Origin of the sequence: Rhodococcus sp. 14-2470-1b, from assembly GCF_002259415.1 — a bacterium.
GTDB lineage: Bacteria > Actinomycetota > Actinomycetes > Mycobacteriales > Mycobacteriaceae > Rhodococcoides.
On sequence record NZ_NPFY01000004.1, the window covers coordinates 226,324 to 242,930 of the forward strand.

Here is a 16,607-nt window from a genome sequence, read left to right on the forward strand (position 1 = left end):
GCGCCACAGTTCGTAGTTCGACGGTAGGTCCGATCGCCCCGGCAGCCGAGGCCCTGGCTGTCTCAATCTGAGACGTCGCATCGTCGTCCTCTTATGTAATCTGGATCACACGCATCGGAGACGGTGCGCACTCCCGACCACGAGGACTTCGGTGATCGACGACCACCCCGCCCTGAACCGCCGCGACGACGTACCGGACACCCTGGTGCCCGTTCGTCTACGTGCGTCGTGGTTGCGTAGTGAGCGGTACGGCATCTCGATCGACGCCGTGGAGCCGGTGTTCGCGGGCACCGAAACGCCGGAATCCCTGTTCCACGAGTGCGGCAACGAGGTACTCGTCGATCTGCACCGAACGTTGTCCAGCGAACCCGTCGGCATGATGCTGACGGACGCCGACGGTGTTGTCCTGAGCAGGGTCAGCGGCGATCATGCTCTGCTGCGTGCACTCGACGCGGTGCATCTTGCTCCCGGCTTCGGTTACTCCGAGCGGGAGGTGGGCACCAACGGTCTCGGTCTGGCGCTCGCCGACATCGCACCCACCCTCGTCAGAGCCGAGCAGCACTACTCGCACAGTCTGACCGGTTTCACCTGTGCCGCTGCACCGGTCGTCGACCCTGCCACGGGCAGGCTGGAAGGCGCAGTGAACCTGACGACATGGGCGCGAACGTCGAGTGATCTGCTGCTGACGCTCGCCAGGTCGGCGGCCAGCACCATCCGCACGTCGATGCTGGCACGCGGTACGGGGAACACGCCGCGTCCGACGACGCGGCGCGGCCTCTTCAGGGTCGTGCACGCCGCGGGCCGCGCCGTCGCAGACCTCGGTTCCGAGTGGACGACGGCACTGGCCGAGGCACGATCCGCGATGGACGACGGCATGGCCGTCGCCGCGATCGGCAGGGCGAGCAGCGGACGTTCGACGCTGCTCGAACAATCCGCTCGAGCAGCGTTTCCTCGGCACCGCATCCTCGTCGCATCCGCACCGGAACCGGACGATCTGCAGACCTGGCTCGACCTGTGGTCGTTCGAAGCCGGTCGACCGGACACCGCAATCGTCGTCCGGGACGTCGACGCCCTGCCCGCATACGCCGCCGAGCATCTCGACGGCCTGCTGTTCGCATCCGACGTACTGCGCATGCCTGTTTCGATGACGGCCGAACGGCTCGAGTCGGTGCCGACGGCTCTCCGCAGGCGCGTCCGATCGGTCGTCTCCGTCGCGGCCCTTCAGGACCGTCCCGACGACGTCCTCCCCCTCGCCCGGCACTTCGCCCGCGAGATGCGCGGCCGCGACGTTCAGTTCACGGACGCAGCGGAACGCGCTTTACGTAACTACGACTGGCCGCACGACGTCGCCGAACTGAAGTCGACGATCACTCGGGCGGTCGGGCGTTCCGATGTTGTCGACACACACGTACTACCCACCGAAATCCTGGCCGGCCCCATACGTCGACTGTCCAGCATCGAGGCCTTCGAGCGCGGCGAAATCGTACGCCTTCTCTCCACCGGCCCGATGACGATGCAGCAGGCCGCCGAACGCCTCGGAATGAGCAGGGCAACTCTGTATCGCAAAATCGCCTACTACAAAATCGACGTGAAAAGTTCTCGCTGACTCGAATCACGCCGCGGCCGGATCGTGCGTCAACCTCGGATCTGTTCGGGGAGGGTACCGGTCACGATGCGGCGCGCATCGTCGATGATCGATCGCACCACATCTGCACAGCTGGATACGTCATTTATCAGACCCTGGGCTTGACTCGCCCACCACATACCGCCGTCGATATCGCCGTTGCCGTATACCTGTTGCCGGCCGCGCTTTCCGCTGGCGAGATCTGCGATGTCGGCGAATGTGGCGCCGGTGCGCCTCGAAATCTCGACGATCTCCTCCGAGATGGCATTTCGTGCCACCCGAGCGGTGTTGTCGAATTCACGGAACACGAGCACCGTATCGCGTTCGGTGTTTCGCACGATCTGTTTCTTCACGTTGTCGTGAATCGGGGCTTCGGTGGTGGCCATGAACCGCGTTCCCATGTTCACGGCAGAAGCGCCGAGCGCAAGGGCGGCCACCAGGCCGGCTCCTGTAGCGATACCGCCACTTGCGATGACCGGGATCGTCAGCACCTGAGCAGCGGCGGGAATGAGGACCAAACCGGGAACGTCGTCCGCACCGGGATGCCCTGCGCATTCGAAACCGTCGATACTGACCGCGTCGACGCCGATCTGCTCGGCTTTCAGCGCATGTCGCACCGACACCGCTTTGTGTACGACCTTCACACCCGCCGCACGAAATGCCGGTAAGTGAGGCTGTGGGTTGCCACCCGCTGTTTCGACGATCGTGACCCCGCCCGCGATGATTGCATCGCGATATTCGTCGTACGGCACGGGGTTGATCGTGGGCAGAATGGTCAAGTTGACACCGAAAGGCTTGTCAGTGAGATCCCGACATCGCGCGATCTCCTTCACCAATGCGTCGGGACTGGGTTGGGTCAGGGCAGTCAGGAATCCGAGCGCGCCGGCATTTGCTACTGCCCCGATCAAGTCGGAAGTCCCGACGGCGGTCATTCCCCCACAGACTATCGGGTGTTCGATGCCGAAGGTTCGGGTGAATACGTTGTCGAACAATTGGTTTCCTTTGATTCGTCAATCGATTTTCGCTCGGAATCAGATCGATCTATACGTGTGCAGAACGTGGAGGCAGCCCTGAACAGGAGTCCTGTTCCATTGCGCGATTGCGGGTTTCCGGAAGGAACGCAGCGCACAGAAGGCTCAGGACGCCGAAGCCTGCGAGCATCCACCCCACTGCGTGACTTCCGTGGCGACTTGCCAGTTCAGCAGCCAGCGTCGGGGCGGTACCACCGCCGACGACTCCCGCGATGGCGTAGGCCATGCCTGCACCGGTGTATCGATACTCGGTCTTGAACATCTCCGGCAGCAGCGCACCGGCGGGGCCGTACGAGATGCCCATCACGACCAGCGCAAGGGTCAGACCGGCAAAGAATGCCACCGGCGATCCGATGTCTATGAGCGGGAACAACAACAAACCCCCGGGAATCGACAGCACGCACGATCCCAGCACCATCCTGCGGCGTCCGACACGGTCCGAGAACGCGGCCGCGAGCGCGGTGGCCGCTGCGAATACGAGAGCGGCGAGCAGCCCCAGGGACAGGACGGCGGTTCGGCTCAGGCCGAGAATGGAGGTGCCGTACGACGTGAGGTAGGCGGTCCCGATGTAGAAGAATGCAAACATCATGGACAGCGAGCCTGCAGCGAGCAACAGTTCGCGCGGCTGATTCTTGAACACCCCGATCAGCGGCCCCGTCGCCGATCCTCGGCGCGGCGCCTGGCGGGCGAACATGGGAGTTTCTTCGACCTTCAGGCGAACGTAAAGTCCGATCAGGACGAGAAGAGCGCTGGCCAAGAACGGGATTCGCCAGCCGTAGTCGAGGAAGGCGCTCGAGGTCTCACCGACGAACAGGTTGACGATCAAGAATGTGCCGCTGGAAAGAACGAACGCGAGCGATGGGCCGAGTTGCGGAAACAGAGCATAGAGTCCTCGTTTCTCTTTCGGGGCGTACTCGGTTGCCAACAGAGTTGCACCGGCCCACTCACCGCCGACGGCAAGACCCTGCGCGACACGGAGCACAACCAGAATAATCGGCGCTGCGATCCCGATGGAGGATGCGCTGGGGATACAACCGATGAGAACGGTGGCGATGCCCATGAGCAGCAGGGTGCTGATCAGAGTCTTCTTTCGGCCGATTCTGTCGCCGAAGTGCCCGAAAATCGCCGCGCCGAGTGGACGTGCAACGAACGCCACCGCAAAGGTGGCAAACGAGGCGACTGTGCCGGCCGCGGTGCCGAGTGCCGGAAAGAAGACTTTCGGAAATACCAGAGCCGCTGCCGTGCCGTAGATGAAGAAATCGTAGAACTCGATCGTGGTGCCGGTGCAGCTCGCTATCGCGACGCGGCGCATGGGGGTGGCAGGGGGTGCGCCTACCGGGTCGATGATTCTGGACATGAGATCTCCTGCTCGACGGGCCCGGGCGGTCCGATAACCGACGGGCTGTGTACGAGAAGAAGTGTGAGCGTCGTTACATCGACGGAGAACCCCCGAAAGTGGGTCACGTTCTCCCGTAACCCCTTTCGAGGGTAGTTCCGTCAGCGGATGAGGCCACGTTCGCGCGCGATCAGCACGGCCTGCATGCGGTTGCCGGCATGCAGCTTGCGCATCGCGCTTTTGAGATAAGACTTGACGGTGTTGGGGAGAAGCCCCAAGGCCTCGCCGACATCCTTGTTGCTGGAACCGCGTGCAATCTCTGTGAGAACGTCGATTTCGCGAGGACGAAGCGTCATCGGGGGTGCCCCGCCCGCAATCGACATCTCGATCGGTGCGAACCGGTTGCCGATCGCCTCGATGCGCCTGCGTAGGACGTCGTCTTCGACAGCCACAGCAAGTTCTGTGAGTTCCCTTGCTATGTCGCACATGTCGGCGCGACTGAGAGCAGGCTGGTCGGCCGGGGTGCGCGTCCTGAGCAAACTCATCCGACGAGAAACTTCGTCCTCGACAGCGATGTCGCGCTCGAGACGCCTGATGAACGGGGTGAAGCTGTCGAACCATCGATCACCCAGCGGCACATGGGTGCGAGCAGCAAGGTACACCAGTATTCGTGGCGTGCGATCGACGACTATCGGAAGTGCGGCGAGAGTTTCGATGGCCTCCGGCCGAACCGCGTGGTCGTAGACGTGCGTGATTCCCTGAGCAGAGAAGTAGTCCGCTACCGAGACCGGGCGAGCGAGCCGTAGCGCTTTGCCGCCGAGTCCTTCCCCGTTGCGGACGACGAGGTTCACAGCGGACCGGGTACGCACTCCGGTCAGATCGGTGATCTCCATCGCCGCTGCACCCCGGTGCACCGGACCTCCGAAAACCATGTCCATTCCTGCCTGACGGCGGAGTTGTTCGAGCGACCGAGCGAGGATCCTTCTCTCCATAGGCAGTGCGGGCTCGAACGGGCTGTCCATTCACTTACCTCCTCGGGATCTATTCCCGACAGTAGTGAGTACGGTCACACTGAGGCAATCCTGTACCCCCGAAAGGGGGTGGAGGGCGGCAGACCCACCTTCGGGGGTGCCGCTCGGGAGTTCTCTGCGTCACATTCGATCATGTGAACGGAGGAGCACACATGACCCCGCAACCGAGCTATGCCGCCGGACCGACCGAGACGCCCCTGCTGGACGACACGATCGGGGATGCGTTCGACCGCACAGTTACGTCATTCCCTGATCGCGAAGCTGTCGTGGACGTGCAGTCCGGTCGCCGCTGGACGTATGCAACATTGGGTTCGGATGTCGATGCATTGGCGTCGGCGATGATCGATATCGGTGTCCAGGCAGGCGATCGGGTCGGCATCTGGGCGCCGAACTGCCCCGAATGGACGATCGTGCAGATTGCCGCAGCCAAAGTGGGCGCGATACTAGTGGCGATCAACCCCGCATACCGGGCGCACGAACTCGAATACGTACTGTCCCAATCCGGCATCAGCACGATGTTCGCATTGCCGTCGTTCAAGTCGTCCGACTACGCGGCGATGCTCGCCACGGCCGCACCGCAATCCCCGGCCCTCGAACAGGTGGTGTTCTTCGGGACGGAGAAATGGGCGGACCTCTTGACCCGAGGAAGCCGCCTCCCGGCTCATCCGCTGACGGTCAGACAGGGCACTCTCGACGCGAGCGAGCCAATAAACATTCAATATACCTCGGGCACAACAGGGTTCCCGAAAGGCGTGACGCTTTCACACCGCAATATTCTCAACAACGGGTATTTCGTCGGCGACATGGTCGGCTACTCCGAGCAAGATCGGATCTGCGTGCCGGTGCCGTTCTACCACTGCTTCGGCATGGTGATGGGCAACCTCGGCGCGATAGCGCACGGCGCGTGCGTCGTCATCCCCGCCCCTGCATTCGACCCGGCCGCGACGTTGATGGCCTGTCAGCAGGAGCGCTGCACCTCCTTGTACGGCGTGCCCACCATGTTCATCGCCCTCCTGGAGGTACCCGGGTTCGATACTTTCGATCTCTCCACCATCCGAACCGGCATAATGGCCGGCTCGCCGTGTCCCGTCGAGATCATGAAGCAGATCGCCCAGTGGATGCCCGAGGTCGCAATTGCCTACGGCATGACCGAAACCTCGCCTGCGTCGACACAGACGGCGGTCGACGACCCCCTCGAGCGCAGGGTGTCCACGGTCGGACGCGCGCACCCTCACGTGGAACTTCGGATCATCGATCCGGTCAGCGGGAACACGGTGCCGTGTGGTGAGCCCGGCGAGCTCTGTGTACGGGGCTACTCCGTGATGCTGGGCTACTGGAATCAACCAGACAAGACAGCCGAAACCATCGACGCCGACGGATGGATCCACACGGGAGATCTCGCTGCGATGGACAACGAGCGATTCGTTGCCATCACCGGCCGCATCAAGGACTTGGTCATCCGCGGTGGGGAGAACATCTACCCCAGAGAGATCGAGGAATTTCTCTACGCCCACCCCGACATTCTCGACGCTCAGGTCATCGGGGTTCCGGACGACAAGTACGGCGAAGAACTCATGGTGTGGCTTCGCCTGAGGTCCGGTGCGGCCCCCATCGATGCCGACGGTCTGCGCGACTTCTGCTCGGGCAAGCTTGCCAGATACAAGATCCCTCGGTTCGTGCACTGCGTCGATGAATTCCCCATGACCGTCAGCGGCAAAGTACGCAAAGCCGAGATGCGAGAGCGTGCTCGCGACATCCTGGGCATCACACCCACAACCGGCCACCCCACTTCAGCTATCGGATAGGAATACACACATATGAGCTGGACCATCGAACGGCGTGGACGCGTTGCCGTCGTCACCATGAACACCAACCCCGTCAATGCACAGAACAGAGCGTTCTTCGCCGACCTGCACGACGCATTCGACGAACTCGAACGCGAGCACACCGACTCCCCTGTCGTGCTGACCGGCACCGGCACTCGCTTCTCCGCGGGACTCGACCTGGGTGAGCACTTCCCTCTGTTCGCGGGCGATACCGAGACCGTCGCCTCCTGGTTCCAGGACTACCGCGCCACGAACATGCGGCTCTTCACTTATCCACGCCCCACCGTGGCAGCGGTCAACGGCCATGCGTTCGCAGGCGGTCTGATCACCGCTGCTGTGTGCGACCGTCGGGTGGCAGTCGACGAAGGCGCCAAGTTCGGAATCAACGAGGTCCCTATCGGAATTCCGATGCCTGCGGTGTACCTCCGAATGCTCGCCTACGCGTGGGGTGAGCCCGTGGCGTCTCGGGCGTGTCTGCAAGGAGAGATATACGGAACCGTTGACGCGCTTCGTTTGGGTTTCGTCCACGAACTGGCCCCGGCGGACGAGCTTCTGGACCGGGCAGTGGCCATCGCCGAATCGACTCCCGAGGACTCCATCGGCAACTACGCGTACACCAAACGCGCCCTGCAGGCACCCGCACTGCGCGATATCGCCGAACTATCGGATCCTCTCGACGTAGCGGAACTCGCGGCCGGCATGACCAGCGATGGGTCTCGACGCGCGCATCGTCGCTACTGGGAACAGCTCAAGGGCAGGCCCGCCGAGTGGTGAGTCGTGGCAGATGACCGAGGCCTGCTGCCGGACTGGCTGATCTGGCAGCAGCGTCCGTTCCCCGACTCGAACCTGCTGTTGATCGACGGGGCGACACCCGCACTGGTCGACAGTGGGTTCGTCGCGCACGCAGAAGACACTGCCGCGTGGGTGCAGGCGCACACCCGGCACCTGCACCGCGTGGTGAACACACACTGGCATTCCGATCACGTCGGGGCCAACGGGCTCCTTCAGGCGAGGGGCGCAGGTATTGCTGCCAGCGTTCCGGATGCCGACGCGCTCGCGCGCAGGGACCCGGGATGCTGCTCCGCCGAATACCTCGACCAGCCCGTTGCGCCGTACTCCGTGGACGAGCCGCTGACGGGCGATACCGTCCTGCGACTCGGCGACACAGATTGGCAGGTGGTGCTCACCCCTGGTCACACCGCCGGACATATCGCCCTGTGGCAACCGGACGAGCGAGTGCTGATCGTGGGAGATGCACTGTCCGACTACGACATCGGGTGGGTCGATCGCGCCCAGGACGGACCGGACGTAGCTGCCGTGGCAGCATCCTCGCTCCGCAAACTCGCGCAGTTGAAGCCACTGACTGTGATTCCTGCGCACGGTCCGATTCCGGTTGATCCCGCCGCCGCGTTCGACAACGCACTACGCCGGGCCGATCGCCTCGTCGACGATCCAGACGGCGCGGTCTGGTATGGAATACGTCGAATATTCGCCTTCGCGTTGATGATTCGCGGCGGAATCACCGTCGCCGGCGTCGACGAGTACCTGACTCGACGGATGTGGTTGACCGACGCCGCGCATCTGCTACGGACCTCCCCTGAATCGTTGTCGAGCGAGTTGGTCGAGTCGATGGTGCGAAGCAAGGCCGTCGTCGTGCGGTCGGGCTCACTGTTTGCCGCAACCGAATATTCCGCTGTCCCGCGGCAGTTGCTCGAGATTCCGTTCCCTCGGGACTGGGAAAGCCCTCGTAGATGACGAGTTCGTCGGTTACTCCTCGATAGCTCTTCCGATCGAGCGGAGGTGGTCTCTGAAGGTGACCGAGGAGTCCGACTCACGGGCCGCCCGGTAGTCATCGAACTGAGACTGGGTGCGAAACGTCGTACCTGTAATCATTTTCGCGGCCTGCGTTCGTTCCGTATCGCGAATGACCGTCGCGAGATCTGCGACGGCAGGAGCGTCCCTCATCGGCACGAACACGACGCCGTCGTCGTCTGCGACAACGTAATCGTCTCTGGTCACGATGTGGTCACCACACCGGACTTGCTCCACAAGCAGTTCACCACCGGCTCGTCCGCGGTCGGGGCCGTTCGGCAGAGACCCTCCACTGAAGACCGGTAGGTGAATGGCTTTGAGTTGCACAGTATCTCTGTGTAGTCCCCAGATCACGATACCTGCTAGTCCCGCACTGGCAGTCTCCAGTGCAATCAGGTCACCGACGCACGCCTCGTCTTCGCGGCCGCCGTTGTCCACCACCAATACCTCGCCCTTCTCTGCGTGATCGATGGCCTCGAGAAACACATCGACGCTTCCATGATGGGCCACAGGTCGTGCACGCCCCACAAGATGAATGTTGTTCCACAACGGCCGGACGGACGTCGGTGCACACCGAACATCAACGCCGAGCCGCATACATGCGTCAGCGATGTGTGGGGTGGTCAGGTCGAGATACACATGGCTGAGAGTCGTTGCGTCCATGGATCAGAATGCTATTCCCATGGGGTGGGCGCTTTTGATCATGTTGATCAAGAACGAGCGCCCAAGTTGGTAAATTCTCCTCCATGGACGCAGTCGACAAGAAAATTCTTGCGGAGTTACAACAGGACGGGAGACTGACCGTCACGGAACTCGCCGACCGTGTCAGCTCGAGCGTCTCGCCCTGTCACAGGCGAGTCAAAGCATTGGAGTCCTAGGGCGCTATCAGCCGATATCGGGCATTACTCGATGCCGAGGTGTTGGGCCTCACATTCGAGGCTCTCATGTTCGTCAGCATGCACACTGCCGACCGAGGCACCATCACCGCGTTCGAGGACGCAGTGTCCGAGGTTCCCAACGTTCTTCAAGTGCAACGACTGTTCGGTGACCCCGACTACCTCATGCGTGTCATCACGCACGACCGATCGGCATTTCAGCGGCTGTACGACCAAAGCCTGGCCACGCTGCCCGGGGTTCAGCGACTCGTCTCGACGTTGGTCATGAAGAACGTCGTGGTGGACAGATCGCTGCCGCTGCGACTGGGGATATCCGCCGCCGCTCGCGGCCGAACTGGCCGGGAACCGCCACTTCGGTCCATACCGAATGGAAGACTAATCCACATCTGCGAGTGTGGAGAGCAAATTCTTCTACGTTTGCGGTGATCGGTGGCGGAGTCGCTCCGATCGCCGCGACAAAACTGATCGAGATCAGCGGCAGTTCCGCCATCGGTTGGATGCTCGCGATCTATGGCCTACTCAGTTTGGCGTGCTGCGCCTATATGCCCGAGACAAAAGACCGCAACATCGAATCATCCGATGTCGGTTCGCCCGCGAACTCGCGAGAGCCGGCTTTCGACTGAAGACCCTGCCTGGCGTCGCTCCCACCAGTTCAATCGCGCCGGACGGGTGGGAGCGGCGCCAACAACGCATACTCCGCTTTCGGAACACAACACGAGTGATGGCCCCTGCAGTCACGGCAACCATCCGCGGACGATCGAGTTCGAGAGTATGCGACACCAACAGGTGGATAGCACCGCCTGGCGCGGGGGACTGCGGCAGCAGCGGCAATCGGCGCTTCGATGTAGCCGCCTGCGAGCCGCGTGGCTTCGGCGACCAACCTCTCGCTAACCCGAGCGCTGGACCGGTAAGGCAGCGCCGCTCGAATCTATGCGGGTTGCCAGTCCGGCGCGGCAGCTTTACCGTCCGGGGCGTGCATGCCACCCGCCTCTGCTGTTCGATGGTGCGCAACACCTACATCTATCCGCGGGCCAGCCCAGGACCGAACACCAGCCCGCACTGCCCGTCAGGCAACGGCGGCCCGATGCCCTTCGGCGCAGAAGCCCGCAGCGTCGGCGTTGGATTTGCGCCGAGCATCCGTGGATGTCGCCGAGCCACGGACTGGTCCGCCTCGACATCGCCGTACGGCGCTCGAATGATCTCTTCCGCCAAAGCTCGAAAGATGTCTTCCGCGAAAGACGGAGTGGTAGAACTTCAGCGCCTCCTCCGCCGGATTCGTCAGAGTGTGGGGGCGTCGCCGAGTAGGTCGAGGGTGCGCTGCAGCAGTGTCTCGATGCGGGTCCTCGACGTCAACGGCCATGCCCGGGACGCCAGCGCAGTAGTACCCGGAATCGAGTTCCAGTGTCGCAGGATCCGGGCCGACGACGGCCGGTGCAGGTTCCACATCTCGTCGAGGCGGTTTGGCGACAGAGCGGCGCGGTGTGCGCTGGGGTGGGTTCCCGGTGCGGTGCAGCGATTACCGCACCGATCTCGGCGCTTCCGGTGTGCGAGATCTCATAGAAGTCCGACCTGTGTCAAGAATCAGCCGCCACGCGAGCACGACGGGACCAGCGCCGCTCCGGGGACGAACTCGGTGACTCGTTCGGGTCGTGTTGATGCCCACAAGACGACCATGGTCTGCCCCACCGCAACTGCACAGCGGGCTCACAGGGACCTTGCAGGATCGAGCCATACCGTTCACCCCATGACGATCGACATACACAGCCAATCGCCCACCTCCCGCCGCCAGCGGGCCCGTCTGGCCATCGCCTCCGCCCTGCTCGTAGGCGGTCTCACCCTCAGCGGCTGCGCCGCAGACACCACAACCGCGACCACCACTGCAAGTACCTCCGCCTCACAGAGCGACGAGACCTCGTCCTCGACTGCCTCGTCGCCCGGCAGTACGACCACCGATGCGACGACAACCGCCGGAACCATCTCGGCCACCGCCGACGCCGCCGAGACCTTCCTGGCCACGCTGACCGCCGAACAACTCGACGCGGTCCAATACTCTTTCGACGACGACACCAAGACCACGTCGTGGTCCAATTTCCCGGTCACGTTCGTCGACCGCGCCGGGCTGAACCTCTCCGACCTCACCGAGGAACAGAAGACTGCGGCCCTCGCCGTTCTCGAAGGCTTGTTGAACGACGACGCTTACGCCACCGTCAGCGGCATCATGGGCGGCGACGAATACCTGCACGAGAACAGCAGCTCCACCGAGGAGTCGTTGGGGCAGTACTACATCGCGTTCTTCGGCGACCCGTCCGACACCAGCGCGTGGGAGGTCCAGTTCGGTGGTCACCACCTCGGCATCAACGCCACCCTCGACGGCTCCGCCGATGCCATCACCTTCGCCCCGACACATCTCGGCATCCAGCCCGCCGAATACACCGACACCAACGGTAACGATGTGCAGCCGTTCGACGGCATCTACACCGACGCGTTCGCGTTCTACGACAGCCTCACCGACGAGCAGAAGGCCGCCCTCTACCAGGGTGAGACCGTGGCGAACATGGTCTGCGCACCCGGTGGGACCTGCGACTACCCCACCGGTACAGGACTTTCCGGCGCCGATCTGAACGACGAGCAGAAACAACTACTCCTCGACGTCATCGCCAACTGGGCCGGAATGGCCGACGACCAGACAACAGCTACCGCCCGCGCGAAAATCGAAGCAACCCTCGACTCCACCTATGTGAACTGGTCCGGCGCAACCACATACGACATGACCCAGGGCGACGGAATCTACTTCCAGATCTCCGGACCCGACGTATACGTCGAATTCGCCGCCCAGCAAGGATCCGCCGGCGCCGACGTCACCGGCGTCACCACCTCGGGCTGGGGACACGTACACACCATCTACCGAGACCCCACCAACGACTACGCCAACAGCGCGACCCAACAAGCAGCGACAGGAATGGGCGGCGCACCCGCAGGGGGCACCCCACCCGGTGGCGGCATGGGCTTCTGATACACCGGTACCGGTTCTCGACCCGAATAGCGATCAGTCTGCGCTTCCGGTCCCGATGTTCGCCCCCCTGACGGCGAGACCGAGAGCGCATCGTCATCGAGGCAGTGGACCACGGCAGTGACCCGTCCCGGCGGATCGATGTCGGTACCCGGGTGGTCGCGGGCGCCTGGCACAGTCGTCGTGATTGTGCAGCTTCGTGAGCTCGTCCTTCCATCACGGGATGGTGCCGACGCCGTTGTAATTCGTGAAGTGTTCGACGTCCGCTGACAGCGCGATCGAGCCCGTGTCACATGGTGCAGCTGGGCTCGACTCCTGTTCGACTGACAGACCCGGAATTCTCGACGCTGGAGGTCATGACGAACGACGACTCCGGACCCCCAGCACCATCGCAGTGTGCTCGCAGCAGGCACACAGAATTCGGAGTCAAGCTCGAATACACGCGCACCGATCGAATCAGTTGCCTGCGTCCGAAAGGAACCCTTATGCCTACACCCGAATCGGGTTTTCGCCGAACCCGTTATGCCACAGCAGCGGTGGTCGCTCTCGGCGCGGCGACCGTGGTCGGCGCCACTTCGATGGCCTACCTCGACACGCACGATACCGCCGGGGAGACCACGACCACCTCGACTGTCTCGGCACCCGACTCCTCGACATCCGCCGGCACGGATACTGCGACGCCGCGGTTCGGGTCCGCACCGTCGGTGTCATCGGGTGGCACGTCGTCGCACACCACCACCCACGGCTCATGACGACCCTGGAATTAGGTGAGTCCAGCTGGGACGTATGGAGCACGACCGCCCACCTGATCGTCACCGACTCGCGCTCGACAGACCTTGCGGAGTCCCTCGTCCGAACGGAATTGACCTCGATCGAGCTGGCCTGCAGCCGTTTTCGTAAAGATTCCGAACTGTCGCAGTTGGCGACGTCCAAGGGGCGGCCTACAGCGCTGAGTCCCATGCTGACCGAGTTCGTGGCCGCCGCACTGCGCGCCGCCGAACTCACCGATGGAGCAGTCGATCCGACGGTGGGATCGGCGCTGATCGCTCGGGGCTACGACCGTGACTTCACCGAACTGGGCAACGGCCGGGCGCCGATATCGTCGGCGATTGCATCGGCGGTGATGACGCGTCGCGCCGACTGGACGATGGTGACGTTCGACGACGGATTGATCACTGTTCCTGAGGGAGTAGTCCTCGATCTCGGAGCCACTGCCAAAGCCGTCGCGGCGGATCGGTGCGCCGATCTCGTCTCTGCCACGCTCGGGTGCGGAGTTCTCGTCTCGCTCGGTGGCGACGTCGCCACCCGTGGACACACTCCTGACGGCGGGTGGCACATCCAGGTCTGCGACGGTGACAACGAACCATCGACGGTTGTGTCCGTGGGTTCCGGGACGGGGGTGGCGACGTCCAGCACCGTGAGGAGGCGGTGGGCTCACGCCGGTCGCACTATGCACCACATTCTGGACCCTGAGATCGGGTGGCCGGTCGATCCGTACTGGCGCACCGTCACCGTCGTGGCGGACAGCTGTGTGCAGGCCAATACGGTGAGCACGGCATGCATCGTCAAAGGGTCCGGGGCGCTTCCGTGGTTGGAACGTGTCGGCCTACCCGCTCGACTCGTGTCGGCCGACAGTTCCGTGACTCAAACCAGGCAGTGGCCCGACGACTCGAAGGCGGCGTGATGGATCAAGCGTTCTGGGCATTCGGTCGCGGAATGGGAACCGCCGCGCTCGTCGTCTTGACCCTCTCCGTAGCATCCGGAATTCTCACTCGGTCCGGACGACCCCTGCTGTCGTTGCCTCGCTTCGGAGTCGTCGAATTGCACAAGAACACCGCGCTTTTCGGCACCGCCCTCATCACGGTCCACATCGTGTCGTTGTTATTCGACCCCTACGCGCAATTGCGCCTCGTCGACTACGTGATCCCGTTCCTGGGCAACTATCGCCCGTTCTGGCTGGGGCTGGGCACTCTGGCAGCGGACCTGTTGATCGCGATCATCGTCACGGGCATCTTCCGCCACCGAGTCGGGTACAAGACCTTCCGCGCGGTTCATTGGACCTCGTACGCGCTTTGGCCGATCGCACTCGCACACTCGCTCGGCAACGGCAACGGCACCGATGCCGGGCACGGCTGGTTTCTGTCCGTCGTCGCACTCTGCAGTGCCCTCGTTGTCACAGCCGTGACATTCCGGCTCCGTCACGACTTCGTCGAACACCACCGAACACGAGAAAGCGCAACAGCATGACAACCGTAACGACGTCCCCCTCCACATCCCAGCAGTGCATACGGATTCTCTCCGGCGCGGGGGCAGACCTGACCCGCCACCACACCGTGTACGGACGACTCCGTCACGACGACCCCACCGTCATCCGAAGTATCGTCGACTCCGGCCTTCTCGGCCGTGGCGGCGCAGGATTCCCGGCCGGTACGAAACTTGCGAACACCCGAGGACGGCGGCCGGTGGTAGTCGCCAACGGGGCCGAAGGGGAACCACTGAGCAGCAAGGACGAAGTGTTGCTTACAAATTCGCCACACCTGGTACTCGACGGGCTGGCAACGGCCGCAGCGCAACTGGGCTCGAACGAGGCGTACCTCTACGTGCCCTCACATCTTGCGACTTGGCTACGTCGAATCGTCGACGATCGACGCGCGACCCAGTGGGACCCCATCGAGGTCACTGTGGTCGAGTCATCCGGGCACTTCGTCTCGGGCGAGAAGACCGCCGTCTTGTCGGCTGTCGAGGGAAAGCTCGCCCTGCCACGAGATCAGCGCGCGAGCGTGTCGATCTCGGGCGTGCGAGGACGGCCGACGCTGATCCACAACGTCGAGACACTCGCCCATATCGCGACGATCGCGCGGTACGGAGCCAGCTGGTTCCGCTCCACCGGCGCACCGGACGAACCCGGGACCATGCTCGTCACTCTCTCGGGTGCGGTCTCCCGGCCGGGGGTGGCCGAGGTCCCCGTCGGCATCTCGCTCGACAGATTGTTGATCGATTACGCGGGCGCTCGACTGGAGCGGACGCGTGCCGTGCTCATGGGCGGCTTCCACGGAACCTGGCTCCGCGGAGCGGAACTACCGAACCTCGGGCTTTCCCACAGTGCACTGGCACCGCTGGGTGCCAGCCCCGGTGCGGGAGTAGTGCACGTGCTGGGGACGTCCGAGTGCGGGCTGGAATCGACCGCCCGCGCCGTGCGATTCCTCGCCGACGAAAGCGCGGGACAATGTGGTCCGTGCCTCAACGGACTACCCCGTCTTGCCGTAGCCATAACCGACGTTGCTCGGGGCCGAGCCGGCGCCGGCGCTGTCGAACTCGTCCACCGCTACGCGAACCTCGTCGACGGCAGAGGCGCGCGCCACCACCCGGACGGCACAGCCCGACTCGTCCGTTCGGCCTTGACGGCGTTCGCCGGCGACATTCGGTTACACGGATCGGGAACGTGCGAAGCGTCCGAGGCGGACACCACGACAAAAGTCGATTTCCGATGAACACCGAAATTGCGCATGCCAATTTGCGCCTGCATATCGACTGGACGAGGTGTGACGGTCGAGGTCTGTGCACCGAATTGCTCCCCGGGCTCCTCTCCCGGGACGAATGGGGGTACCCGATCTCGTTGGCGGGAGAGCCGGAACCGGCGATCGACAGCAACCACCGAGCCAGCGCGCGTGACGCTGTACGGCTGTGCCCTCGAATGGCATTGCGGCTCGTCGACGACAGCACAACGAAGTCGAGATCGTAGCACCCCCGGTGGCCGCCGAGAGGACTCCAACGAGCACGTTCCTGAGCCAGCGAGGCACCTGACCGTTGACGACCTCCTATCAATTGTGAACTGCGACATCACCTTGGCGCCACGGGGTCGAGGCGGTCAACCAGGGTTATGCGATCGACCCCGACGCCCCGTTCTTTCGGTGGCGTGGAAGCGAGCGAGTGCGAATTTCAGTGTGCACGGCGTAGTCCACAGTCGTCCGGCCTAGGAGGCTTCGCGCAAGCCGATGAGCTCGACGGCTGCTGCAGCGGACGGGTTCGGTTCTGACCGGT

General features: G+C 63.4%; 17 protein-coding genes. 12 read left to right on the forward strand and 5 right to left on the reverse strand.

What is annotated here, in order from left to right; all coding sequences use genetic code 11:
- The first annotated feature begins 151 nt into the window (after positions 1-151).
- Positions 152-1,606, forward strand: a complete 1,455-nt coding sequence (locus CH293_RS02380; protein WP_094719234.1) for a helix-turn-helix domain-containing protein — start codon at positions 152-154, stop codon at positions 1,604-1,606.
- Positions 1,607-1,635: 29 nt separating this feature from the next.
- On the opposite strand, the gene CH293_RS02385 is transcribed toward CH293_RS02380, so the two are convergent.
- The 3 genes from CH293_RS02385 to CH293_RS02395 form a co-directional block, all read right to left on the reverse strand.
- Positions 1,636-2,616: a nitronate monooxygenase family protein gene (locus tag CH293_RS02385; protein WP_094719235.1), complete on the reverse strand. Its 981-nt coding sequence runs from the start codon at positions 2,614-2,616 to the stop codon at positions 1,636-1,638.
- A gap of 49 nt (positions 2,617-2,665) precedes the next feature.
- Positions 2,666-4,012, reverse strand: coding sequence for an MFS transporter (locus CH293_RS02390; RefSeq protein ID WP_094719236.1), 1,347 nt, complete (start codon positions 4,010-4,012; stop codon positions 2,666-2,668).
- 140 nt (positions 4,013-4,152) lie between these two features.
- A complete protein-coding gene (locus CH293_RS02395) occupies positions 4,153-5,013 on the reverse strand; it encodes a LuxR C-terminal-related transcriptional regulator (RefSeq protein WP_094719237.1) in 861 nt (286 codons plus the stop codon).
- A gap of 161 nt (positions 5,014-5,174) precedes the next feature.
- On the opposite strand from CH293_RS02395, the gene CH293_RS02400 reads away from it, so the two are divergent.
- The 3 genes from CH293_RS02400 to CH293_RS02410 are packed head-to-tail and all read left to right on the forward strand — an operon-like array spanning position 5,175 to position 8,603.
- Positions 5,175-6,827: an AMP-binding protein gene (locus CH293_RS02400; protein ID WP_094719238.1), complete on the forward strand. Its 1,653-nt coding sequence runs from the start codon at positions 5,175-5,177 to the stop codon at positions 6,825-6,827.
- 12 nt (positions 6,828-6,839) lie between these two features.
- Positions 6,840-7,622: an enoyl-CoA hydratase/isomerase family protein gene (locus tag CH293_RS02405; RefSeq protein ID WP_094719239.1), complete on the forward strand. Its 783-nt coding sequence runs from the start codon at positions 6,840-6,842 to the stop codon at positions 7,620-7,622.
- A 3-nt stretch (positions 7,623-7,625) separates the two neighbouring features.
- The gene (locus CH293_RS02410; protein WP_080733109.1) at positions 7,626-8,603 is read left to right on the forward strand and encodes an MBL fold metallo-hydrolase; all 978 of its coding nucleotides are present in this window, start codon (positions 7,626-7,628) and stop codon (positions 8,601-8,603) included.
- Positions 8,604-8,615: 12 nt separating this feature from the next.
- On the opposite strand, the gene CH293_RS02415 is transcribed toward CH293_RS02410, so the two are convergent.
- A complete protein-coding gene (locus CH293_RS02415; protein WP_037113651.1) occupies positions 8,616-9,323 on the reverse strand; it encodes an RraA family protein in 708 nt (235 codons plus the stop codon).
- Between the two features lie 83 nt (positions 9,324-9,406).
- On the opposite strand from CH293_RS02415, the gene CH293_RS28455 reads away from it, so the two are divergent.
- Positions 9,407-9,538 carry an AsnC family transcriptional regulator gene (locus CH293_RS28455; protein ID WP_241483940.1) on the forward strand — a complete coding sequence of 44 codons (132 nt, stop codon included), beginning with the start codon at positions 9,407-9,409 and terminating at the stop codon, positions 9,536-9,538.
- Positions 9,539-9,616: 78 nt separating this feature from the next.
- On the forward strand, positions 9,617-9,982 hold the full coding sequence (locus CH293_RS28460) for an Lrp/AsnC ligand binding domain-containing protein (protein ID WP_241483941.1): 366 nt from the start codon (positions 9,617-9,619) through the stop codon (positions 9,980-9,982).
- Between the two features lie 852 nt (positions 9,983-10,834).
- Here the strand turns inward: CH293_RS28460 and CH293_RS28080 are convergent.
- The gene (locus CH293_RS28080) at positions 10,835-11,002 is read right to left on the reverse strand and encodes a hypothetical protein (RefSeq protein WP_176459875.1); all 168 of its coding nucleotides are present in this window, start codon (positions 11,000-11,002) and stop codon (positions 10,835-10,837) included.
- Positions 11,003-11,300: 298 nt separating this feature from the next.
- Between CH293_RS28080 and CH293_RS02430 the strand changes: the two genes are divergently transcribed.
- From CH293_RS02430 to CH293_RS02455, 6 genes are all read left to right on the forward strand, one after another.
- Positions 11,301-12,569, forward strand: coding sequence for a DUF3500 domain-containing protein (locus CH293_RS02430; RefSeq protein WP_094719240.1), 1,269 nt, complete (start codon positions 11,301-11,303; stop codon positions 12,567-12,569).
- A gap of 482 nt (positions 12,570-13,051) precedes the next feature.
- Positions 13,052-13,318, forward strand: coding sequence for a hypothetical protein (locus CH293_RS27800; protein WP_141216780.1), 267 nt, complete (start codon positions 13,052-13,054; stop codon positions 13,316-13,318).
- Positions 13,315-14,250, forward strand: a complete 936-nt coding sequence (locus CH293_RS02440; RefSeq protein WP_037113657.1) for an FAD:protein FMN transferase — start codon at positions 13,315-13,317, stop codon at positions 14,248-14,250. Before CH293_RS27800 ends, CH293_RS02440 begins: the two co-directional genes overlap by 4 nt.
- Positions 14,250-14,813, forward strand: coding sequence for a ferric reductase-like transmembrane domain-containing protein (locus CH293_RS02445; RefSeq protein ID WP_094719241.1), 564 nt, complete (start codon positions 14,250-14,252; stop codon positions 14,811-14,813). The genes CH293_RS02440 and CH293_RS02445 overlap by 1 nt, the downstream gene beginning before the upstream one ends.
- Positions 14,810-16,057, forward strand: a complete 1,248-nt coding sequence (locus CH293_RS02450; protein ID WP_094719242.1) for an NADH-ubiquinone oxidoreductase-F iron-sulfur binding region domain-containing protein — start codon at positions 14,810-14,812, stop codon at positions 16,055-16,057. The genes CH293_RS02445 and CH293_RS02450 overlap by 4 nt, the downstream gene beginning before the upstream one ends.
- Positions 16,054-16,308: a ferredoxin gene (locus tag CH293_RS02455; protein ID WP_037113660.1), complete on the forward strand. Its 255-nt coding sequence runs from the start codon at positions 16,054-16,056 to the stop codon at positions 16,306-16,308. The genes CH293_RS02450 and CH293_RS02455 overlap by 4 nt, the downstream gene beginning before the upstream one ends.
- Positions 16,309-16,607: the final 299 nt, after the last annotated feature.